The organism is Piscinibacterium candidicorallinum, assembly GCF_047549485.1.
GTDB lineage: Bacteria > Pseudomonadota > Gammaproteobacteria > Burkholderiales > Burkholderiaceae_C > Piscinibacterium > Piscinibacterium candidicorallinum.
Map to the genome: position 1 here is coordinate 224,210 of NZ_CP180191.1, position 21,892 is coordinate 246,101.

General features: G+C 67.2%; 16 protein-coding genes. 11 read left to right on the top strand and 5 right to left on the bottom strand.

The window, feature by feature from the left end; all coding sequences use genetic code 11:
• Window positions 1-144: 144 nt before the first annotated feature.
• The 10 genes from ACMDW7_RS01100 (at window position 145) to ACMDW7_RS01145 (ending at window position 16,871) form a co-directional block, all read left to right on the top strand.
• Window positions 145-7,224 carry a filamentous hemagglutinin N-terminal domain-containing protein gene (locus ACMDW7_RS01100; RefSeq protein WP_377303835.1) on the top strand — a complete coding sequence of 2,360 codons (7,080 nt, stop codon included), beginning with the start codon at window positions 145-147 and terminating at the stop codon, window positions 7,222-7,224.
• Window positions 7,208-8,623: a FecR domain-containing protein gene (locus ACMDW7_RS01105; protein WP_377303833.1), complete on the top strand. Its 1,416-nt coding sequence runs from the start codon at window positions 7,208-7,210 to the stop codon at window positions 8,621-8,623. Before ACMDW7_RS01100 ends, ACMDW7_RS01105 begins: the two co-directional genes overlap by 17 nt.
• Window positions 8,620-10,212 (top strand): ShlB/FhaC/HecB family hemolysin secretion/activation protein, encoded by a 1,593-nt coding sequence (locus tag ACMDW7_RS01110; protein WP_377303831.1) that lies wholly within the window; start codon window positions 8,620-8,622, stop codon window positions 10,210-10,212. Before ACMDW7_RS01105 ends, ACMDW7_RS01110 begins: the two co-directional genes overlap by 4 nt.
• Window positions 10,213-10,259: 47 nt before the next feature.
• On the top strand, window positions 10,260-10,682 hold the full coding sequence (locus ACMDW7_RS01115) for a gamma-butyrobetaine hydroxylase-like domain-containing protein (protein ID WP_377303829.1): 423 nt from the start codon (window positions 10,260-10,262) through the stop codon (window positions 10,680-10,682).
• Complete coding sequence (ubiE, locus tag ACMDW7_RS01120; protein WP_377303827.1) at window positions 10,679-11,410, top strand: bifunctional demethylmenaquinone methyltransferase/2-methoxy-6-polyprenyl-1,4-benzoquinol methylase UbiE; 732 nt, start codon at window positions 10,679-10,681, stop codon at window positions 11,408-11,410. Before ACMDW7_RS01115 ends, ubiE begins: the two co-directional genes overlap by 4 nt.
• 91 nt (window positions 11,411-11,501) lie before the next feature.
• Complete coding sequence (locus ACMDW7_RS01125; protein WP_377303825.1) at window positions 11,502-12,203, top strand: hypothetical protein; 702 nt, start codon at window positions 11,502-11,504, stop codon at window positions 12,201-12,203.
• 94 nt (window positions 12,204-12,297) lie between these two features.
• Window positions 12,298-12,912 carry an SCP2 domain-containing protein gene (locus ACMDW7_RS01130; protein ID WP_377303823.1) on the top strand — a complete coding sequence of 205 codons (615 nt, stop codon included), beginning with the start codon at window positions 12,298-12,300 and terminating at the stop codon, window positions 12,910-12,912.
• Window positions 12,909-14,525, top strand: a complete 1,617-nt coding sequence (ubiB, locus tag ACMDW7_RS01135; protein WP_377303821.1) for a ubiquinone biosynthesis regulatory protein kinase UbiB — start codon at window positions 12,909-12,911, stop codon at window positions 14,523-14,525. Before ACMDW7_RS01130 ends, ubiB begins: the two co-directional genes overlap by 4 nt.
• Before the next feature lie 40 nt (window positions 14,526-14,565).
• Window positions 14,566-15,219: a hypothetical protein gene (locus ACMDW7_RS01140; protein ID WP_377303819.1), complete on the top strand. Its 654-nt coding sequence runs from the start codon at window positions 14,566-14,568 to the stop codon at window positions 15,217-15,219.
• A gap of 194 nt (window positions 15,220-15,413) precedes the next feature.
• A complete protein-coding gene (locus tag ACMDW7_RS01145; protein WP_377303817.1) occupies window positions 15,414-16,871 on the top strand; it encodes a sodium:solute symporter family protein in 1,458 nt (485 codons plus the stop codon).
• Between the two features lie 118 nt (window positions 16,872-16,989).
• On the opposite strand, the gene ACMDW7_RS01150 is transcribed toward ACMDW7_RS01145, so the two are convergent.
• Together ACMDW7_RS01150 and ACMDW7_RS01155 are read right to left on the bottom strand one after the other, a co-directional pair.
• Complete coding sequence (locus tag ACMDW7_RS01150) at window positions 16,990-17,370, bottom strand: tautomerase family protein (protein WP_377303815.1); 381 nt, start codon at window positions 17,368-17,370, stop codon at window positions 16,990-16,992.
• A gap of 138 nt (window positions 17,371-17,508) precedes the next feature.
• Window positions 17,509-18,288 carry a helical backbone metal receptor gene (locus ACMDW7_RS01155; RefSeq protein ID WP_377303813.1) on the bottom strand — a complete coding sequence of 260 codons (780 nt, stop codon included), beginning with the start codon at window positions 18,286-18,288 and terminating at the stop codon, window positions 17,509-17,511.
• 219 nt (window positions 18,289-18,507) lie between these two features.
• Here ACMDW7_RS01155 and ACMDW7_RS01160 point away from each other — a divergent pair, with 219 nt between their 5' ends.
• Complete coding sequence (locus tag ACMDW7_RS01160; RefSeq protein ID WP_377303811.1) at window positions 18,508-19,152, top strand: DUF2087 domain-containing protein; 645 nt, start codon at window positions 18,508-18,510, stop codon at window positions 19,150-19,152.
• A 283-nt stretch (window positions 19,153-19,435) separates the two neighbouring features.
• Here ACMDW7_RS01160 and ACMDW7_RS01165 read toward each other — a convergent pair whose 3' ends face one another.
• From ACMDW7_RS01165 to ACMDW7_RS01175, 3 genes are all read right to left on the bottom strand, one after another.
• Entirely contained in the window at window positions 19,436-20,194 is a 759-nt protein-coding gene (locus ACMDW7_RS01165; RefSeq protein ID WP_377303809.1) for an SDR family oxidoreductase, read from the bottom strand.
• A 74-nt stretch (window positions 20,195-20,268) separates the two neighbouring features.
• Entirely contained in the window at window positions 20,269-20,952 is a 684-nt protein-coding gene (locus tag ACMDW7_RS01170) for a thiol:disulfide interchange protein DsbA/DsbL (protein ID WP_377303807.1), read from the bottom strand.
• Between the two features lie 172 nt (window positions 20,953-21,124).
• A complete protein-coding gene (locus tag ACMDW7_RS01175; RefSeq protein ID WP_377303805.1) occupies window positions 21,125-21,883 on the bottom strand; it encodes an SPOR domain-containing protein in 759 nt (252 codons plus the stop codon).
• Window positions 21,884-21,892 lie beyond the last annotated feature (9 nt).

Genomic DNA, 21,892 nt, shown 5'->3' on the forward strand with positions numbered 1-21,892 from the left:
CATCCCGCCCATGCGGGAGTGAAGATCGGGCAACGCAGGTCTACAGTCGCCGGACGTGCCCGCCCGCTTTGGCGGTGACGCGCGCACAGCAGGGCACATGCCCGGCCGACCGGGCCGTGGCCGCAGCGCCCGGGAGGAATCAGAATGTCCACGCCTTCGGGGCGCGCATCCGCGCCCGGCTCCGTTTCCGTTCGGAAAACCCATCGGCAGGTGCCCGCGCAGCATGGCGCAGCGCCCAATCGAAGCGCCAGCCGCCAGCCGAATCTCGCGCAGGCCGCCGCTGCGCTCAATGCCACCCCCACCCGACTGAGCACCGCATTGGCGGGCGCCTTCCTGATCAGCGTGAGTGGCGTGGCGCTGGCGCAGACCGCGCCCGCAGTGGCGCCCGGCCGCGCGCTGCCGCTGGGCATCACGCCGGACGCCTTGCGCGGCGGTCTGCCCGCCCTGCTGCAGCGGGGCGCGCTGCCGGCGGCGGTCATCGCACCCAACGCATCCAACACCCCGCTGGGCGTGGCCAACCCCACACGCAATCTGCCCAGCGCACTTCCGCAGGGCGCCACGGTGGTGAACGGCCAGGCCAGCTTTGCCCAGCAAGGCAACCGCCTGACGGTCACCAATACGCCGGGCACCATCATCAACTGGCAGCAGTTCAACGTCGGCGCCGGCAACGTCACCTGGTTCAACCAGCAGAACGCGCAGTCCGCGGTGCTCAACCGCGTGACCGGTGTGGACCCCTCGCAGATCCTGGGCACCCTAGGCTCGAACGGCCGGGTGTTCCTGGTCAACCCCAACGGTGTGGTGTTCGGCCAGGGTGCGATGGTGGACACCGCCGGGCTGGTGGTCTCCACGCTCGACATCTCCAATGAAGACTTCAAGGCCGGGCGCCTGCGCTTTGCCGGCTTGCCCGGCGCGCCCTCAGGCGAAATAAAGGTCGACGGTGTGATGCGCGCCCAGAATGGCGACGTCTACATCATCGGCGGCAACGTCAGCAATGAAGGCCTGATCCAGGCGCCCAACGGCACGGTGGTGCTGGCCGCTGGCCAGAGTGTGGAGCTGGCCGGCCGGGGGCTGGAGGGCATCCGCTTCGAAGTGGGCGCGGGCGGCGAGGCGCGCAACCTGGGCCGCATCGAAGGCTCGGCCGTGGGCGTGTTTGCCGGCAGCCTGCGCCACAGCGGCGCGATCGAGGCCACCACCCTGCAGCGGGTGGGCGGCGAAGTGCGGCTGGTCGCGCAGGACATCACCCTGGCCAGCGGGTCGAGCACCCGTGCCACCGGCGAGCTGGGCGGCGGCACGGTGAACGTGGGCGGCGGCCTGCGTGGGCAGGACGCGAGCATCCCGAACGCGCGCAACACCACGGTGGAAGCCGGCGCGGTGGTCGATGTCTCGGCCACGGGCCGCGGCAACGGCGGCACGGCCGTCATCTATGCCACTGATCTGGCCACGATCCACGGCGACCTGATCGCCCGCGGCGGTGCCCAGGGCGGCAACGGCGGCTTCATCGAGACCTCGGGCAAGAAGAACCTGTACATGACCGGGCGGGTGGATGCGGGTGCCGCGCGCGGTCGCGCCGGCACCTGGCTGATCGACCCGGCCGAGATGACCATCCAGGGCAATGCCTTCGGCTGCTATGGCGGCGTCAACATCATCTGCGAAAACACGATCGAGAGCGCCACGGCCAATGTGCTGATCGAGGCGGACTACGGCGTGCGCACCAGCGGTGCGTTCTTCAACAACGACATCCGCTTGCCGAGCAACCTCGACTTCACGATCCGCACGGCCAACGCCACCACCACGAGCGTGTATGGCGGCGTGGACGGCATCAATCTGCTGGCCTACGGCGGGCCAGTGGCCATCTACACGAGCGGTACCGGCCGCATCAGCCTACAGACCCATACCTCGGGTGCGAGCACGGCGGGCGTGTCCATCACCACCGGCCTGCTGAGCGCGGGCACAGGCGGCCTCGAGATCCGCAGCAACGGCGCCACCATCGACGCCCGCAGCTCCGGCGCAGACTGGGTGAGCTACGGCGGGCTTCTGGTCAGTGGCGCAAGCCGGATCCTGACCGGTGAGAGCAACAGCTGGTCGGCGCAGGGCGACATCAAGATCGAGCGCGGCGCCTTCAGCGGGCTGACGCGCATTGATGTCGGTCAGCAGCTCAACAACCCGGCCAACGGCGGCAGCCTCTCGCTGAGCTCCAGCAGTGGATCGATCAGCCTCGAAGCCGATGTGTATGCACGCGGCCAGGCAGGCGCGACCGACGAGGCGGGTGGTCATGGCGGCGCCCTGTCGCTGCAGGCCTTCAGCGGCAGCGTGAATCTGGTGCGCGGATCGATCAATCTGCAGGGCGGTGACGGCGGCACGGGCTCAGCCGGAAACAACGGCACGATCTCCTTTGTGGCGTTTCCGGCGCCGGAGTCTGCGCCGACCAATGGCGCGCAAGGGCAGGCGGGTGGCCTGGGGGGCAACCTCTCCATCGGCGCCCGTGACGCGAGCATCGCGAATGTGTTCAACATCAATGCATCGGGTGGCAACGGCGGCACGGGCGGGCAGGGCGGCAACGTCAACCCGCTGGCTGTGTCGGCACTGACCCCGGGCGCCGGTGGCAACGGCGGCGCGGGGGGCACCGGCGGATTCGTGTCGGTCAGCACCAGCGGCAACTTCACGCTCGATGGCAGCATTCGTGCGGATGGCGGCGCGGGTGGCGCTGCCGGTGCCGCGGGCAATCTGCGCAGCGGTGCACCGGGCACCAACCCGAATGCGGTGCGGACCGGATCAGGCGGTACCGGAGGAAGCTTCAGTGCGAGCCTGGGCAGCGTGAGCACGATTGGCAGCACCGGATCCATCCTTGTCGAAGGCGGCGCGAGCGAATCCGGCTTCGGCGGCGGTGGCGGGGGCATCAATATCTCCAGCTTCACGGGTACCGCCTTCACGGTGCTGCAGGGCGGCACGCTGTCGGCACGCGGCGGTGCCGTGGGCCAAGGGGCGACCGCGAGCGGCACGCAGGCCGGCGGTGGCGGCTTCATCACCGTGACCGCGGATGACATCCGCATTGATGGCACGTTGGACGCGAGTGGTGGCGGACAGACCGATCCGGTGCTCCGCACGACGGTCTACAACAGCCTGCGCGGCGGCGGCGGATCCATCGACCTGTCCTACTACGGTGGTCGCGTTGGCGGACCGCCGGCCACCGGCATTCTGCTGGGCGGTACATCGATCCTGCGCGTGCAAGGCTCGAGCGACCTGAGCACCGTCTCGGATTCGAGCCCCGGGGCGTCGTTCCTCGGCCAAGTCAGCCTGCGGGCCGGCGCAGCCGGCGTCACGCAGCAGACCGGAGCTACCCTGGTCACGCCGCAACTCAACCTTGATTCGGCGGGCTCCGTGAGTCTCGCAAGTGCCGCGAATGCCCTGGGGGTGGTGCGCGGGACCGTGCTGGGCAATCTGGACCTGGCCGCCAGCGGCTTTGTTTGGTTCGACGGCGACCGGCGCATGGTGCTGGGCTGGCAGAACTTCTATGGCGGCAGCAATCTGGATGCGACCGGGGCGGTCCGGGTTGCCGCTGCACCGGGCACGGGCATCGACATCGGTGAAGCCGTGCTCGGCGATTCGATCACCCTTCGTGCGGACCGCTTCGGCGCCTCAAGCCAGCAGTCGATCATCCTTGATGCGCGCGGAGCGACCGGCCTGATCGACATCGGCACATCAGACAGCGCGTTCTCCACGGATCCGCTGCGCGCCTTCGGTGCCAGCTACGCGCCCACCGTGCGTGCGACGCTGAGCAGCGACACCTCCGTGTACGGCGGTGCCGAAGACGCCACGACCGGCATGATCCTGCACGCCGACGAGTGGTCGCGCATGCGCGGGGAGACGCTGCGGCTCAGTGGCTCCAATGTCGTCGTCGCAGGGCCAGCCACGGTGTCGCTTGGCAGCACGCCGTTCAGCACCTTGGCGCTCACGGCTGTCGGCGGATCGATCACGCAGTCGGCCGCTCTCGACTTGGGTGCCGGCCAGTTGCAGGCGCGCAGCAACGGCGGCGACGTACTGTTGCAGAACGCTGCCAACCGCGCAGGCAGCGTGATCCTGGCGGGTGAGCGGGTGCGCTACACCAACACCACGCAACCAAACTTGAGCGCCAGCATCGAGCGGGCCAATGTCGACGCCAACGTCACCACGGGCGGCGCGTTGAACATCGACGGCACCTTGACGGGCGCGCTCACCGCGCAATCCAGCGGCGCGCTGACGTTCGGCAATCTGTCTGCCGGCAGCCTGCAAGCCGTCAGCGGTGGTGCGGCCATCGCTCAGCAGGCAGCAACGACCCTGAGCGTCACGGGCAGCACCCAGCTGAACGCGGGTACGGCCGCAATCACGCTTGCCAACGCCACGAACGACTTCGGTGGTCTGGTCAGCGCAACCGGTGGGAACGTACAGCTGCGCGACGCCAACGCGCTCAGCGCTGCGTTAAGTGCAGCCGCCGCCACGCTCACTTCAGCCGGCAGCCTGGCCGTCAGCGGCAGCACGTCCGCCGGCCTGACCACCACAGCCGGGGCGACGAGCTTCGGGGCGACCACGGTCGGCGGCGCCCTCAACACCACCGCCAGCGGCGCGGTGACGCAAACCGGCGCGCTCACAGTGAACGGCGTCACCACACTCAATGCCGCCGCCAATGCGGTCACCCTGACCAACGCTGCGAACAACTTTGTCGGTGCGGTTTCAGTGACCGGTGGAGCAGTCCAGCTGGCGGATGCGAATGCGCTCAGCGCGACGCTGAACGCGGCGAGCGCCTCGCTCACAGCGGGCGGCGCACTCACGGTCACCGGATCGACCACCGGCAGCTTCGCCAGCAGTTCCGCGGCCCTGAGCTTCGGCACTCTGAACGTAGGCACGACCCTTGGCAGCACGGCAACCGGCGCAGTCACGCAGACGGGCGCGCTGAGCGTGGGTGGCACAGCCAACGTGAATGCTGGCGCCAACAACATCACGCTGGCCAACGCCGCCAACAACTTTGCCGGTGCCACCACGCTGACTGGCGGCACCGTCCAGGTCACGGACGCGAACGCGCTGGCCGCGGTGATCAACGCGGCCAATGCCACCGTCAACGCGGGCGGTGCACTCAGTCTGGCGGGTGCCGTCAGCGGCAACCTTGCGGCAACGGCCGCCGGTCCGCTGACGCAGACCGCCGCCTTGAGCGTCGGCGGGACCAGTGTGCTGAACGCCGGCAGCAACGCGATCACGTTGGCCAACGCGGGTAACGACTTTGGCGGCACCGTCACGGCCACCGGCGGCGCGGTCCAGATCACGGACGCCAACGCGCTCAACGTGAACCTCACGGCAGCCAGCGGCACGCTCAATGCGGGCGGAGCGCTCGGTGTCACGGGCAGCACCAGCGGTGCGCTGAACACCAGCTCGGCCGGTCTGAGCCTGGGCGCCACCACGGTCGGGACGGATCTCAACGTGGTCAGCAGCGGCGCGGTCACGCAGACGGGCGCACTGACTGTCAATGGCGCGACGACCTTGAACGCTGGGGGTAACGCCGTGACCCTGAGCAACGCCGCGAACAATTTCGTGGGGGCGGTCTCAGCCACCGGCGGTGCCGTGCAGATTGCGGATGTCAACGCACTGAACGTGAGCCTGAGCGCCGCCAGTGCGACGCTGAGCGCGGGCGGGGCACTCGCGGTCTCGGGGAGCACCAGCGGGGCGCTGAGCACAAGCTCCGCGGGTCTGATTCTGGACGCGACCACTGTCGGCACCGATCTGACGGTAAGCAGCACCGGCGCGGTCACCCAGACTGGCGCGATCCGAGTGACTGGCAACACCACTGTCAGTGCCGGGACCAATGCCGTGACGCTCAGTAATGCGGCCAATGACTTTGTCGGTGCGGTCAGCGCCAGCGGGTCGAATGTCGATCTGGCCGATGCAAACGATCTGCGTGTGGCGATCACGGCGGCCGATCGCGTGGGGCTCAACGCAGGCGGCTCGATCACGCAATCTGCGGCGGTCACTGCGCAGCGCGTCATTGCCACCGCAGGGGGCAGTATTGATCTGAGCCGCGCCGATAACCGCCTGGGCTCGCTCGGCGGCAACGCAGGCGGCGGCGTGCTGGCGAGGTCGACCGGCGCCTTCACCGTCGGCGCGCTGGATGCGGCGGGCAATCTGGTGACTCTGCGCGGTGCGAGTCTCGACTTGGCGTCGACCGGCGATGTGCTTGTGCTGGGTGGAACGCAGGCGCGCACCGGCGCTGCGCGCATCGAATCGAGCGCGGGAAGCCTGACGCTGCGTGGGAACGGCAACGCCATCTCTGCCGCAGGCGCGATGGACCTGCGCGCCGACGGTGCATTGGTCATCGGCGATGCGAGCGGTACGGGCGCGCTGACGGTCAGTGCCTCTTCGATCAACGCGATCGCAACGCGCGGCGCCCTGAGCGTGGGCAACAGCGCCGGAGCGTTCGCGACCAGCGTGTCGAGCACTGCGGGTGCGATCAGCCTGCGCGCCGGTACGACGATCGACGTGCTCGGCGGCAATGCGGCCGGTGCAAGTACCCGCATCAACGCTGTCGGCACGGCGGGTAATCCGGCCTCGGTCAGCCTGCTGGCAGGCAGTGGCATCACGGTGAGCGCAGGGTCCGGCGCCAATGCCATCGCGTCGATCACTGCCGTCAACGGGGCATCTGTCACGAAGCAGCCTGGGGACCAGCCCGACATCGCGGCGACCGCTCCGAACGCGGACGGCAGCAGTGTGTCACTGACCACCACGGCCGGAGACATTGCGATCCTTGCGGGCACCGGAACCGATGCCTTCGCGCAGGTCGGCAGCCTGAACAGCAACTCAACACAGCTGATCGCAGATGGCGGCAGCGTCCGGCTCAGCGGCCAAGGCAATGGCAGCTATGCCGCTGCGTTGGGGCAGACCGTGACGGTCCGGGTCGGCGCGGCTGGCAGCCTCCAGCTGAGCCCGGGCACCGGTACGAACGCAGATGCGGTGATCGTGAGCGTCAACCGGCCGGTTCTGCCCGCCGGCTTCCGCGGCGGTCAGGCGCCGACGGATTCCCTGACCAACGGCCGCACCGACGCTGGCATCGCCACTCTGAACCGCCCGCCGCTGGACCCCTCGGTCATCCAGAACCTGCTGGTGTCGCTGGGCCAGGGCGGATCGCCTTTCCTGCCCACCGGCTTTGGCACGAACCTGCCCGGCAACGCACCTACGGAGACCTACGATGTTTGCCCCAAGTAAGGCTTTGGCCCTGAAGGTGCGCACCGTGATGCTGTACGCGTTGAGCGTGCGCATGCTGGCGCTGCTCTGCGCGTTCATGGCTGCGCTGGCCGGGCCGATCGCATCTGCGCAGCCCCAGGGTGTCGGCGGCGCCGGCCGGATCGATGGTGCACGCGGCGTGGTCACCGTCCAGCCCGTGCGCGGGCCGGTCCAGATCGGCGGACGCGGCCTGCAGCTCAACGAGGGCGATCGCATCAGCACGGGCACGGATGGCATCGCACTGATCCTGCTGAATGACGGCACGCGCATGACCATGCGGCCGAACAGCCAGTTGGTGCTCGAGACCGTGCGCTATGTGGCCGCGCGCCCCGCCGAGTCCAGCATGGTGCTGGGTCTGCTCAAGGGCGGCTTTCGCGCGGTGACCGGACTGATTGCCAAGGCCGGGCCGGGCACCTCTCAGGTTCGCACGGCAACCGCGACGCTCGGGATCCGTGGCACCGAGTTTGATGCGCGTCTTTGCGAGAAAGACTGCGCCAGTGCGAGGCCGGCTTCCGCACCGGCAGCGAGCGCGCCGCAACGCGCCGCTCCGCGCAACCGGGTGCTGGCGGCGGCGCGTGTCGTGCGCATGCGCGGAGACCTGACCGCCCGCGACGCCAACGGCCGTGTGCGCCTCCTTGCCGAGGGCGGACCGGTCTACCCAGGAGACACAGTCGCTACGGCAGATCGCAGCATTGCCGTTCTGGCGTTTCGCGATGAGTCCAAGGTCACGCTGGCGTCGAACACGCAGTTCCGCGTGACGGACTTTGTCTTCGATCCGAAGCAGCCGAGCGAGGGCCGCTTCGTGGCCAACCTGCTGCAGGGCGGCCTGCGCGCCTTCACGGGGCTGGTGGGCAAGGCCCAGCCCGCCAACGTCAGCTTCCGGACGGCGACCGCAACCATCGGTGTGCGCGGCACCGGCATGGACATCTTCGTTGAACCGGGCGGCACACGTGTGCAGACCTGGGACGGCATCGTCGTCGTGCAGATCGGCGATCGGCAGATCGAAGTGGGTGTCGGTGTATGCACGCTTGAAGACAAGACCACCCAGTGCCGGATCGTGCCGGACGAACTCACGCGACCCGATGGCGTTCAAGTGGACTTCGACACACTGTTTGGCACGGCTGAGCAGGATGCTGATGCCGCGGGCCTGTATGTGCAGGTGCGCGACGGTCACATCCGCATTCAGGTCGGCGATCGATTCATCGACCTGGGCGCAGGCGAGGTGGGCTTCACCGACGGGCGCATCGTTGTGCGCCCTGCGGTGGTGCCGCCGGGCATTGCCTTTGATGGCACCCCACTGCCTGGCGACAGCCTGCCCAATGACATCGGTTCGCTGTTCTTCAACAGTGGCCTGGACAACCGGAACGTCTGCACACCATGACGATTGCGATCACACTTCGGCCGCGCGCGCTCGCAGTCGCGCTTGCGCTGGCCGGCCTGCTTGGCGCGGGCACCCACCAGGCGGCTCATGCACAGGCTGCCGCACCGGCCAGCATCACGATCAGCGAGTTCAAGATCGAAGGCAGCAACCCGCTGGGCGAGGCACGAACCCAACGCTTGCTGCAGCCGTTTACCGGCGAGGTGAGCGGCGACGCACAGGTGCTTGAACGGCTGCAGGGTGCCGCCAAGGCCCTGGAGGCTGCGCTGCAGGAGGCCGGCTGGGGCCTGCACCGCGTGGTGCTGCCGGTGCAGACCCTGCAGTCCACCGTTCGCCTGCAAGTGGTGCGCTTCTCGGTGGGGCAGGTAATGGTCCAAGGCAACAAGCACTTTGCGGAGTCCAACATCCGCGCCAGCCTGCCGGCGCTTCAGCCCGGGCAGACTCCGAACTTGCAGAATCTTGCCCGCGAGATCTCGGTTGCCAATGAAAACCCCGCCAAGCGCGTGGTTGTCGGCTTCCGCGAGGGCAAGGCACCGGACACCGTGGATGCCAATCTCCGTGCGGAAGATGTCCGTCCCTGGAGCGCGGTGCTGGCGGCGTCGAACGCCGGCACTGAAGATTCCACCCGGCCGCGTGTCACCGTCGCGCTCGCGCACTACAACCTGCTCGGTGGCGACGAGAGCCTCGTGCTTTCGGGCTCCGTGGCACCCGAGCGCACCGATGTGCGCCAGTTCGGCCTGCAGGCTCGCAAGCCGTTCTACGGACTGGGCGGTACCGCGGCCCTGTACTACACCGACTCCTCGGCCAGCTCCGGGGCGTTGGGCCCTGGTCTGGACATCACGGGCAAAGGGCAGTCTGCGGGGCTGAGCTGGACTCAGAGCCTGCCCCCTTTGGGTGAGGTCAAGCACAACCTGACGCTGGCCCTTGAAGACAAGCTCTTCGAAGGGACTCAGCTTCGCGGGGCGGGCCAGCTGAGCCCTGATGTCCGCAGTCGGCCGATCAGTCTCGGATACGCGCTCAAGCAGAACTTCAGCGCCGGCGAGATCGGCGCGACGATCGATCTCGCTGCCAATCTCTCGGGCGGTGCGAGCAACACCGCTGCAGCCTACGCCGCCAACCGGCTTGGCGCGCCCCGCGGCTGGAAGGCTGTACGCGCCAGCGTCGAGGGTCGCCATGCGGTGGGCGCTGGTTTCGATCTGGCCGGGCAACTCAGGCTGCAGTACAGCGCCGATCCGCTGATTGCCGGCGAACAGTTCGGATTTGGTGGCGCGAGCCTCGTGCGCGGCCTGGAAGAGCGCGCGCTCACAGGGGATCGTGGCGTGGCCGGCAGTCTTGAATTGAGCCGCTCGGTCTTCGTTAGCGGCTTCAAGCTGCTGGCCTTCGTCGATGCTGCGCAGGTCGATCGGCTCAACGTCCAGCCTGGCCTGAGCGCGCGCGAGTCGATCGCGACGGCTGGTGTGGGTATGCGCTGGACCTGGGGCAACTGGCTCGCCACCCAGATCGACTATGGCTGGGTGATCGACGGCAGCCAGGTGCCACTGATCGAACGCAACAGCGGCCGCCTGCATGCGGCCTTGCAGGTTCGCTTCTAACGGAATCCGGCCCGGCGGCGTTGTGGGTGCCCACCTACAATCCCGCCATGGCTGGTCTTGACTCCACAACTCCCGCACCGACCGCGATCACGCTGCACGGCACCTCCAAGGTGCTCGAGGTGTGTTTCGCCGATGGACAGCGCTTCGAACTGAGCTTCGAATTCCTGCGCGTCCATTCGCCTTCGGCTGAAGTCCGCGGGCATGGCCCGGGGCAAGAAGTGCTGCAGGTGGGCAAGCGCGATGTCGACGTGGTCGGCATTGAACCGGTCGGCCACTACGCCATCAAACCCCGTTTCTCGGACGGCCACGAAAGCGGCATTTTCTCGTGGGCGTATCTGTACGAACTGGGCGCACATCGCGATGTCTTGTGGCATGAGTACCTGAACCGGCTCGAACTGGCCGGCGCCTCGCGCGAACCCCTTGCGGACGAGAGCGCGTTCAAGGCTGTTTCACGCGGAGGCTGCGGTTGAAGACGCATTTCGGGTTCGAACAGGTCGAAGAGACCGAGAAGGCAGGCAAGGTCGCCGGGGTCTTCCATTCCGTGGCGAGCAAATACGACGTCATGAACGATCTGATGTCTGCGGGTCTGCATCGCGTCTGGAAGAAATTCACCATTGAGGTGGCTGGCATCCGTCCGGGGATGAAGGTGCTCGATATCGCCGGCGGGACGGGCGACCTTGCCAGCGCCTTCGCCGCGCGCGTCGGCCCGACCGGCGAGGTCTGGCTCACCGACATCAATGCCTCGATGCTTGCGGTGGGGCGCGACCGCCTGCTCGATCGCGGCCAGGTCCTGCCGGTGGCGCAGGCCGACGCCGAGCAATTGCCCTTCCCCGACGGCCACTTCGATCGCGTAACCGTCGCCTTCGGTTTGCGCAACATGACGCACAAGGATCGGGCACTTGCGGAAATGCGGCGCGTTCTTGCGCCCGGCGGGCAGCTGCTCGTGCTCGAGTTCAGCAAGGTCGCACCACCCCTGGCCAAGGCCTACGACGTCTACTCCTTCAAGGTGCTGCCCTGGCTGGGCCAGAAGGTCGCGGGCGATGCCGAGAGCTACAAGTACCTTGCCGAATCCATTCGCATGCACCCCGACCAGGACACCCTGGCCGGCATGATGCGGGACACCGGTTTTGCAAGGGTTCACCATTTCAATCTGACCCTGGGCGTTGTGGCCCTGCACGTCGGAACCCGCATGGAATAAGGCGCTTGGACCTGCGATCGCTCAGCGCGTGAGATCTGACTCCCGCGAATATGGGCTTGAGCGGGTATTGCACATTGGATAGCTTGCAGGCATGGAGTGGATGTTGTTTCTTGGCGGGTTGGTTCTGACGGGCCTGATTGCAGGCGCCGCCTGGGTCTCCCGCTACCGTGCCCAGCTGCAGCGCAACCGTGATGCGCTCATGCGCAGCTATGAGCGCACCTATGTGGGTCTGCAGGGCTTTGTCGGGCCCGCAGCCGCCCCTGTGCCTGCGGAAGCGCCCGTGGGTGCGCCGCAGGAGCGCGCTGCGCCAAGCATCGAAGCACTCAGCGCCGATCTGATGCGGCGTGCCTCCGTAGCCGGTCAGGCAACAGTCGCGCTGACCCAGGCCACGACGATCCCGCCGGACATGCGGGCCCAGCTGCAGGTCGAGCAGGAGCAGGTGCTGCGCGATGCCAAGCTCACCTTCATGCGGCTGATTGCCGCGTGGGACAACGCCAATACCGACGAACTGCGCGCGACCCTGGGTGCCGATGCATACGACCGGCTGGTGGATGCCGCCAAGCTCGCGCCGCGTGAGGGGGCGCCGACGGACATCATCACGCTGACGGCCGAAGCGGTGGATCGGCCCGCGAGTTCGGTGGTGGCCGCGGCAGGCGACGCAGACGCCGTGCACGTGCGCTTCTCCGGCCTGTACCGCACGGCGCTGGCCTCGGCCGCCCGTCGTTTCGACACGGTCTGGAGCTTTCAGCGCAGCGACGACGGCCTGCGCGTGATCGAGATCCAGCCGATCTAGCGGCAGCACCGGCCCGCGGCTCGGGCTCGCAGGTGGCGAATACACTCACAGCGCGCGATGCGCCCGCCACGGGCCCATGCGAATCCTCTCCTGCATGTCGATCGATCAAGCGCTTTCTGCCCTGGCTGCCCGCGCGGCCAATTCCATGATCGCCTCCGAACCCTGGGCCCTGGCGCAGCTGCGCCCGCATGCGGGCCAACGCTTCGCGGTCAAGCTCGTGCCCTTCGCGCTGAGCTTTGCCATCCAGCCCGACGGGCGTCTAGACGCGGGCGAGCCGGATGCGCCGCTGGCTCCAGCGAACGTGCGCATCGAGCTCACGCCTGCGGCCTTGATGAGCGCCGGCCCTGAGCGGCTCAAGCATGTCCGCATCGAGGGAGATGCCGCACTCGCACACAGTCTGGGCGAACTCGCCAGCCAGTTGCGACCGGACTTCGAACATGCGCTTTCCGGGCTGGTCGGCGACATCGCCGCGCGGCGCATTGCAGAAGCCATGCGAACGTCCTTCGAGGCCGCACGCAACTTTGCGCGGCAAGGTGCGGAGCTCGCCGTGGACCGCGCCGCCTACAAGGATCCGATCATTCTGGCCCGCGAGCCCTTCGCTGCGCTCAGTGCCGAAACCCGCGCCCTGCGAGACCAGCTTGAGCGTCTGGCCAAGCGCATCGAACTTGTCGAGAAGATGTCCCCGAAGAAGGGTGCCACCGAGGCATGAAACTCGCCCGCACTGCAAAGATCCTCGGCGTCGTATGGAAGTACCGGCTCGACACGCTTGTGCCCGCCCAGCATCTGCCCTGGTACGCACGCCTGCTGCTGTCGCCCCTCAAGCTGGCGGCCGAGCCCACCCAGCCGCGCGGCCAGCGCCTGCGCGAGGCCTTCACCGAACTGGGCCCGATCTTCGTCAAGTTCGGCCAGCTGCTCTCGACGCGGCGCGACATGCTGCCCGAGGACATCGCCAACGAGCTGGCGCTGCTGCAGGACCGGGTGCCGCCGGAGGCACCCGGCACAGCCGAGCGCACGATCGAGCGCGCGCTCGGTGCGGCGCCCTCGGCGCTGTTTGCGTCCTTCGATCCGACGCCGATTGCGAGCGCCTCGATTGCGCAGGTGCATCGTGCCACGCTCAAAGGCGACCGGCGGCCCGAGGAAGCCGGCCGGCAGGTGGCCGTGAAGGTGCTGCGCCCGGGCATGCGCGATGTGATCCAGAAGGATCTGGCGCTCATGCACGCTGCCGCCGCGCTGATCAAGCGCGCCAGCGAAGATGGCCGCCGCCTGCGACCGGACGATGTGGTCGATGAGTTCGACCGCATCCTGAACGACGAGCTCGATCTGCTGCGCGAGGCCTCCAACTGCGCCCTGCTGCGCCGCAACTTCCCGCCGGGCTCGCGCCGCGGCCAGCTGCTTGCGGTGCCCGAGGTGTTCTGGGACTACACGCGCGACACGGTCTTCACCATGGAGTGGATGGACGGCGTCCCGATCGCGGATGCCGAGCGCCTGCAGGCCAAGGGCATCGATCTGAAGAAGCTCTCGCGCGACGGCGTGGAGATCTTCTTCACGCAGGTGTTTGTCGATGGCTACTTCCATGCCGACATGCACCCGGGCAACATCCTCGTGGGCTTCGGCGAGTCGGACCGCAACCGCTACATCGCGCTGGACTTCGGCATCATGGGTGCGCTGTCCGAGTACGACAAGCACTACCTTGCGCAGAACTTCCTGGCTTTCTTCAAGCGCGACTACCGCCGCGTGGCGGCGCTGCATGTGGAGAGCGGCTGGGTGCCCAAGGACACACGCGTCGAGGAGCTTGAAGCGGCCGTGCGCGCCTGCTGTGAGCCCTACTTCGACCGGCCGCTGAAGGAAATCTCCCTGGGCATGGTGCTGCTGCGCCTGTTCGATGCCAGCCGCCGCTTCAAGGTCAGCATCCAGCCGCAACTGGTGCTGCTGCAGAAGACCCTGCTCAATGTGGAGGGCCTGGGCCGCCAGCTCGACCCCGACCTGGATCTCTGGACCACGGCCAAGCCGATTCTCGAGAAGTGGATGAACCAGCAGGTCGGGCCGGAGGGCTTCCGCAAGCGCCTCGAGCAGGAAGCCACCCAGTGGGCGCAGTTCCTGCCCGAGCTGCCGCGCCTGATCCATGCCCGCCTGTCTGCCCCGCCGCAGCAGCGCGACGATGCGCTGCTGATCGAGCATCTGCGCAGCATCCGCAAGGGGCAGTCCCGCCTGCATCTGCTCATCAGCCTGCTGGCGGGTGCGCTGGTGGTCGTATCCGTGATGCTGGGCTACGCCTTCTACATTCTCTGGGTACTGCTGCATGACGGCGGTGACTTCATGTAGGTGGCGCGCCGCCACTGCCTCTTGACCTGCACGATCTGAATTGAGCGACACGCCAGCCTTCTCGGCGCGCAACGCCGCCGAACCCGCTTTCTGGAACGAGCGTTTTTCCGCCGGCTTCACGCCCTGGCAGCTGCCCGCCATGCCGCAGCGACTGGCGCGCTGGCTGAGCGAGCGCGCAAGCGAATTGGCCGGTACCAAGCTGCTGGTGCCCGGCGCCGGTGCCGGGCCCGAGTTGCCCGAACTGGTCGCATCAGGCCTGCGGGTTGACGCGATCGACTACGCCGATGCGGCCGTGCGGGCTGGCCAGGCGCGGCTGGCGCCCGCAGTTGCGCCACTGCTGCGCCAGGCGGATTTCTTCGATTCCGCCGCGGTGCCCGGCCCCTACCGCTTCATCTATGAGCGCACCTTTGCCTGCGCGCTACCGCCGGAGCAGCGGGCTGACTGGGCCTGGCGCGTGGCCCAGCTGGTCGAACCCGGCGGCGAGCTGCTGGGCTACTTCTATGCCATGGCGGACGCACCAGAGCGCCCGCGCGGCCCGCCCTTCGTCTACGACCGTGCCCTGCTGGATGCGCTGCTGTCGCCCTACTTCACGCTCGTGGAGGAGGAGCCCAGCCCGGACGCGCTGCCCGTCTTTGGCGGGCACGAGCGCTGGATGCGCTGGCTGCGTCAGCCGCGTGCAGCGATCGCGCGTTGAAATTTCGCCATCGATGAGGCGGCCCCTGACAGCTCGCTGCCAGCGGGCTGCTCGATAATCCGCCGTGGGGAACGCCGGGCAGCCCAAATGCCTGGTGCAGGAATTGCAAGGCTTGCGACATTCAAGGCGCGCAAGCGCGAACAACACGCTGCCCGCGCGCGCGCGGCGGCTCAGGCTGGAGGGGCCTTCCGAGCATGTCCAACGAGATCAACACCACGCTGATCCTGTTCGTCGTCATCTATCTGCTGGGCACACTTGCGGTCGGTGTCTGGGCGGGCAGCCGGATCAAGACCACTACCGACTTCGCCATTGCCGGCCGCTCGCTGCCGCTGATCATGGTCGTGACCACGACCTTTGCCACCTGGTTCGGTGCCGAGACGGTGATGGGCATTCCGGCCAAGTTCGTGCAGGGCGGCTTGGCGGCTGTGGTGGAAGACCCCTTCGGCGCATCCATGTGCCTGGTGCTGGTCGGTCTGTTCTTCGCCTTCAAGCTCTACAAGATGACGCTGCTGACGATCGGCGACTACTACCGCCATCGCTACGGGCGATTCGTCGAGGTCTTCTGCTCCGTGGCGATCATCCTGAGCTATCTGGGCTGGGTGGCGGCGCAGATCACGGCCCTGGGCCTGGTGTTCAGCATCCTCACCAACGGCGCGATGAGCGAGACCACGGGCATGATCATCGGGACGCTGGCCGTGCTGATCTATGTGGTGATCGGCGGCTTTCTCGCCGTGGCCTGGACCGACTTCATCCAGATGATCGTGCTGGTGATCGGCCTGGCGGTGATCGCCATCTTCGCCGGCAACATCGCCGGGGTGGACAAGGTGGTGAATCTGGCCGCGCAGAACAACTGGGCGCAGATCCTGCCGGCGCCCAGCTTTACCGAGATCTCCATCTTTCTTGCCGCAGCAGTGACCATGATGCTCGGCTCTATTCCGCAGCAGGACGTGTTCCAGCGCGTGATGAGCGCCAAGGACGCCAGCACGGCGCGCAGCGGTGCGGTGATCGGCGGTGTGAGCTATCTGCTGTTTGCCTTCGTGCCCATGTTCATCGTGGCCTGTGCGGTGGTGGTGATGGGCGACAAGGCGCTGGAACTGGCCAAGAACGACTACCAGAAGCTCTTGCCCAGCTTCATCATGACCCACATGCCGCTGGCCATGCAGATCCTCTTCTTCGGCGCGCTGCTCTCGGCCATCAAGAGCACATCGAGTGCCACGCTGCTCGCGCCCTCCACGAGCTTCGTGGAGAACATCCTCAACAACATCCACCCTGGCCTGAGTGACAAGCAGCAGCTGTTTGCCATGCGCACTACGCTGGTGGTGTTTGCCTGCCTGGTGCTGACCTACGCGATCATGATGAAGGGCACCTCGATCTACGACCTCGTGTCGAGTGCCTATCAGGTGACGCTCGTGGGCGCCTTCATTCCGCTGGTGTTCGGCCTGTACTGGAAGCGTGCCACCACGCAGGGCGCGATCGTCTCCATCGTGCTGGGCATCGGCACCTGGATCGCCTTCATGGCCTTCAAGCCCCTGGGCGAGAGCTACCCGCCGCAACTGCCCGGCCTGATCATGGCCTTCGTGGGCATGATCGTCGGAAGCCTCGTGCCGCAATTCGTGGCCGACAAGCAGCAGGCCATGGCGCACGCGGCCTGAGCTCGGGGCCGGGTTCCATACCCTGACCCAAGAACCTAGATCCAGCATTCATGCGGCTTTCCAGGCCCAAATGGCTGGAAAGCCGCATCAGACAAGCGGAAAGCCGTTTCAAACCCAGTCAGGCGTGAATCTGCCGCCCGCCGGCAAAGGCCCAGTTCTCCCACTGGGTCTCCTTGAACACCACCATCATGTGTTCCGGGTTCAACCCTGCGGCCTGCGCAGCGGCCATGAGGTCCGCGAGGATCTTTCGCTTGATCTTCACACTGCGGCCCACGGAGAGCAGGATCTCGATCAGCGCAAAGTCCGCAGTGCGTGGGCTTGCGGCGTCCGGGTAGCTCGGGTCGAAGCGGAAGTCCTCGTCGGAGAGCTCGATGCAGCGCTGGAACAGATCGGTGGCTGGCACACCGCTGGCCACCAGGGCCTGGTGCACGGCGTCGAAGAGCGCGCTCTTGCGCGCGGCGGACGTGGGCTTGCGAACGGTGAGCGTGACGAGGGGCATGGCCGACTCCAGCTTGAGGGAGCTTGCAGCCTAGTACGCATTGGCTCGCGCGGCGGCTGGCCGGGAGGGATCAACGCAGGCGGCGCGGTGCTTCGGCCAGCACACGCGATCTTGATCGCCGGGGGCGATGGCGCGGCGCTACAGCGCCGCCTCGCGCGCAAAGCGCCCCAGATAGTCCAGCCCTGCAATCGCGCGGCTGCCGTACCAGCTGGTCATTTCGCCATCGATCAGTAGCACCGGCTTGCCGATCTGCCGCTCCAGCGCGTCCGCGTGGTTCTCGCCAAAGCGGTAGGGCTCGCTGGACAGCAGCACCGCGTCCACCTGCGCCATCAGCGCATCAGAGAACTTGACGGTCGGGTAGCGCGCGGCGCCCTGCTCTCCGCCCAGTACGTCCGGCACCGTGTGCCAGTTCACCAGCGCGAGCATGCGGCTGATGTACGTATCACGTGCCACCGTCATCCAGGGGTCCTGCCAGATGATGTAGAGCACGCGGCGCGGTGCAAAGCGCTGCGCCATGAGTGCGGCCAGTGCTGCGTCAAAGCGCGCACACAGCGCCTCAGCTTGCTGCGCAACACCCGGCACGCCTGCAAATGCTGTTGCCATCTCGCGGTAAAGCACCGGGTTGTCCTGTGGCGCCTGCGGATGCGTCACCAGCACCTGCGGCACAAACTCGCGCAGCGCTTCCACGTCCGGCAGCCGGTTCTCGTCCACGTTCACGATCACATGCGTGGGCGCCAGCCGTCGGATCTTCGCGAGGTTCACATCCTTCGTGCCACCCACCTTGGGGATGTCGCGCACCGCTTCTGCCGGATGAATGCAGAAGCCGGTGCGGGCCACGAGGTGCTCGCGCAGGCCTAGATCGATCAGCAGCTCGGTGATCGAGGGGACGAGGCTAACGATGCGCGGTGCGTCTTGCATGCGCGCATGCTAGCGGCCGTACACTTTGCACTCGGTCGGCAGTTCACCCAGGCGTTGCCGCGCGGCATGGTCCGCGAGCTAAACCTGCCCTTCACGTGTTTCGCATGTCCTGGCGCCTTTTTCATCACGCGCGCGCCCTGGCTGCAAGTCGGCAACCGCAGTGCGGTCCGTGTGCCATCCGGGCCGGTTCATGGGTGATGCGCGTTCAGGAAAGCGACCATGTCCTCATCTGCCCTCTCCAGCGCGGCGCAGTCTGCCCGCTCGCGCACCTCCCCCACCCGGCAACCCACGGCCCTGCTTGCGCCGGATCTGTCGGCTTTTGCCAAGGCCTTGCGTACGCAGCTGCGCGAGCACTTGGCCGCGCAGGCCGGAAGCGATGATCCGGTGCCCGGCCACGTGCAGCTGCTCAACATGCTGGCGCGCGCTGCGGGCCATCCGAATGTGCAGGCACTCAAGGCCCGCGCTGAACGTATGCCCGTCGACGCACTCGCCGCGCGCGAGCCGCAGGCGCCCCTGCCGCTGACGCCCGCAGCCACCAAGGCGGCGATGCAGTTTGACGCGAAGGGCGTGCTCGTGCGCTGGCCCAACAAGTTCAGCGTGCAGCGCCTTGCGCTTTGGGGCCTGTGGCTGCACTTCGATGCCAAGCGCCGCTATACCGAGCGCGAGGTCAATGACCTCCTGAAGGCCTGGCACAGCTACGGTGATCACGCCACCCTGCGCCGCGAGCTGATCAACATGCGCCTGCTCGGCCGCAAGAGCGACTGCTCCGAATACTGGAAAGAGCCGGCCCGGCCGGACGCCGAAACCCGCGCCCTGCTGCAGGCCCTGCGCGCTCGCATCAAGACGCAGCGCAGCCCGGACTAGGCGGCCAAGATCGGCTCTGGGTAAGGCTTTCCAGACCAAAATGGCTGGAAAGCCGCACCAGACAAGCGGAAGGGCACAGTCAAGTACGAACTGCGACTTGCTTGCCCGCTGCGCGTTGCGTGATCCGCCCCACGCCTTGCATGCTCGCTGCACTATCCAGGGCGACCGCGCCCCAGTGTGCTCTTTGTGGGTTTTGGCGAGGCTCGCCCAGGCTGTCGATTGTTCATCCCCCCGGAAGTGGGGTTGGCGGGCGGACGATCAGCAGGTCAAAGACCGCACAAACCTAGGCGTTGCGCCGAGGTTTGTACGGTCTGTTGCCGAAGGCCTTGTCGAAGAGCCAGTTGGGCAGCAGGCGCAGCAGCTTGGCCACCACGCCCATCTGCCAGGGGATGACCGTGTAGCTCGTGCCCGCGAGGACGGCGTCGGCGCACTGGCGCGCAAAGTCGCGGCTTTCCATCAGGAAGGGCATGGAGTAGGGGTTCTTGGCCGTGAGCGGCGTCTTGATGAAGCCCGGGCAGATCGTGCTCACCTTGACGCCGGTCTTCTTGAGTTCCACGCGCAGGCTCTCGCAGTAGCTGATGGCCGCGGCCTTGCTCGCGCAATAGGCCTCGCTGCCCGGCAGGCCGCGAATGCCCGCCACACTCGCAATGCCCACCAGCGTGCCGCGCTTGCGTTCGCGCATGGGCGTGATGAAGGGGTGGAAGGTGTGCGCCATGGCCATGACGTTGGTGTTGAACACGTCGGCAAAGGCGTCCAAGTCCTCGAAGTACTCCGTGAGCACGCCCACACTGATGCCCGCGTTGGCGATCACGATGTCCGCACCGCCCGTGGCTGCGTCGAAGGCGGCACCCGCGTCGCGCATGGCCACCTTGTCGGTCACATCTGCCGCGTAGATGTGGTGCTTGCCCGGCAGCGTGGCGACGAGTTCTTCCAGCACCTCACGGCGCCGCGCCACCAGCCCCAGCGTGGCGCCGCGCGCAGCGAATTCACGCGCCAGATCGGCGCCAATGCCGCTGGATGCGCCGGTGATGAAGACATTCATGAATCGAGTCCTGCAAATGAACAAGGCCGCGCAGATCGTACGCGGCCTTGCAGGGGCGGTCGCCTCGCAGCGGCTTACTTGCGGGTCTTGCGCGCCTCGGCAATCAGGCTGTCCACGGTCATGAGCATGCTCACCTGTCCGCCCTGGCCCGCACCCACCGTGGCCACAAAGCGCCCGTCCACCGCCATCGTGGGCGTCGCATCGATCTTGTAGTTCTGGTAGAGCTGCTGCGCGGCACGTACCTTGGTGTTCACGCCGAAGGAGTTGTAGGTGTCGGTGTACTTCTTCGGGTCGATGCCGAACTGCTTGAAGAACTCGGCCTGATCGTCCACGCTCAGCAGACGCTTGCGCTCAAGGTGGAAGGCGTTGAAGGCACGCTGGTGCAGATCGTCCAGACGGCCAAGCGCCTCAAGCGTGTAGAACATCCGGCTGTGCGGGATGGTCTGGTCGCTGAAGGCCAGCGGCACGGAGCGGAACGCCACGTCCTTGGGCAGCTTCTGCTTCCACTGCGCTAGCAGCGGCTGCAGCGCATGGCAGTGCGGGCAGCCGTACTGGAAGAACTCCAGCACCTCGATCTTGCCCGGCGTGCTCGTGGGCTGCGCCGGGCTGAGCGTGCGGTATTCAGGCCGGCCCTGGGCCTGCGCGGCGGGGCTGAGCAGCGCCAGCAGGCTCGCGGCCAGCAACAGGAACAACGCGCCGAACAGGCGCAGCAGGGTAGCGGGGTGGGCGGAAGCGGACTGGGCGCTCGCGGCGTTCATGGCATCAACCTCTCGGGGAATGAATCTTTGGCTAGGTGTTTGGGCAGACTCTGGCACAGGCGCACTTGGCGTTCTTGCACCTCAACGACTCTGACCGGCTTGCCGTGCACGGGGTTTCCACCGTCCATCAGCCTGCAGCCACCGCTGAATTGCAACAGAACGCTGCGCTGGCCTATTTGATCTTGATGATGGAGGCTTCCATGCCGGCTTCGCTCAGCTTGCGGCGGGCCTGGTTGCTTGCGTCCAGGCTTGTGAGCGGGCCGATGCGCACGCGGTGCATGGTGCCGGTATCAGTCTCGCGCTGACTCACGCGGGCCTCGAAGCCCATCATCGCGACCTTGGCGCGCATGGATTCAGCCTCTTCCGGGCTCTTGAACGCGCCGACCTGAATCAGGTAGCGGCTGCCGTCGTCATCCACCGGCACATCGCTGGCCTTGGGCGCGGGTGGCGGCGGGGTCTTGGCCACGGCCTCGGCCAGCTTGCCGATCGGATCGGCGGTCTTGCTGGCGGCCGCAGCGGCGTCTGTGGGTGCCTTGCCTGCGTCGATGCCCAAGCCGCGTGCCGCGCCGCTCTGGGTGCCGGCAGGGTCGCCAGGCTTGCCGGGCACCACGTCGGCGGCGGCTGGCTTCTGCTCGCGGCTGCCCTTGCCATACAGCGCTTCGTTCGGGTCCGGAATCTTCGCGGCGTCCTTGGGTACTTCGACGCGGCTGGGCTTGTCATGCGAGTCGCGCTTGAGGAAAGACAGATCGCCGCTGCGCATGTAGAGCGACACCGCCAGCGCAATCGCCAGGCCGATCACCAGGCCGATGATGATGCCCAGCAGCGTGCCGCCCTGCTGGCTGCGCAGTCGCGACTTCAGACCCAGTGCGTGGCGGATGCGCAGGCAGGCGGCGCAGTGCGGTTCGGTGGTGTGTGTTTGGGGTGCGTTCATTGGATCCCA

Bases quoted from the DNA above. Each gene is read 5' to 3' on its own strand.
- ACMDW7_RS01110 (WP_377303831.1), top strand. From the start codon at position 8,620: ATGACGATTGCGATCACACTTCGGCCGCGCGCGCTCGCAGTCGCGCTT.
- ACMDW7_RS01170 (WP_377303807.1), bottom strand. From the start codon at position 20,952: ATGAACGCCGCGAGCGCCCAGTCCGCTTCCGCCCACCCCGCTACCCTG.
- ACMDW7_RS01125 (WP_377303825.1), top strand. From the start codon at position 11,502: ATGGAGTGGATGTTGTTTCTTGGCGGGTTGGTTCTGACGGGCCTGATT.
- ACMDW7_RS01115 (WP_377303829.1), top strand. From the start codon at position 10,260: ATGGCTGGTCTTGACTCCACAACTCCCGCACCGACCGCGATCACGCTG.
- ACMDW7_RS01105 (WP_377303833.1), top strand. From the start codon at position 7,208: ATGTTTGCCCCAAGTAAGGCTTTGGCCCTGAAGGTGCGCACCGTGATG.
- ACMDW7_RS01150 (WP_377303815.1), bottom strand. From the start codon at position 17,370: ATGCCCCTCGTCACGCTCACCGTTCGCAAGCCCACGTCCGCCGCGCGC.
- ACMDW7_RS01165 (WP_377303809.1), bottom strand. From the start codon at position 20,194: ATGAATGTCTTCATCACCGGCGCATCCAGCGGCATTGGCGCCGATCTG.
- ACMDW7_RS01175 (WP_377303805.1), bottom strand. From the start codon at position 21,883: ATGAACGCACCCCAAACACACACCACCGAACCGCACTGCGCCGCCTGC.
- ubiB (WP_377303821.1), top strand. From the start codon at position 12,909: ATGAAACTCGCCCGCACTGCAAAGATCCTCGGCGTCGTATGGAAGTAC.
- ACMDW7_RS01160 (WP_377303811.1), top strand. From the start codon at position 18,508: ATGTCCTCATCTGCCCTCTCCAGCGCGGCGCAGTCTGCCCGCTCGCGC.
- ACMDW7_RS01130 (WP_377303823.1), top strand. From the start codon at position 12,298: ATGTCGATCGATCAAGCGCTTTCTGCCCTGGCTGCCCGCGCGGCCAAT.
- ACMDW7_RS01145 (WP_377303817.1), top strand. From the start codon at position 15,414: ATGTCCAACGAGATCAACACCACGCTGATCCTGTTCGTCGTCATCTAT.
- ACMDW7_RS01100 (WP_377303835.1), top strand. From the start codon at position 145: ATGTCCACGCCTTCGGGGCGCGCATCCGCGCCCGGCTCCGTTTCCGTT.
- ACMDW7_RS01155 (WP_377303813.1), bottom strand. From the start codon at position 18,288: ATGCAAGACGCACCGCGCATCGTTAGCCTCGTCCCCTCGATCACCGAG.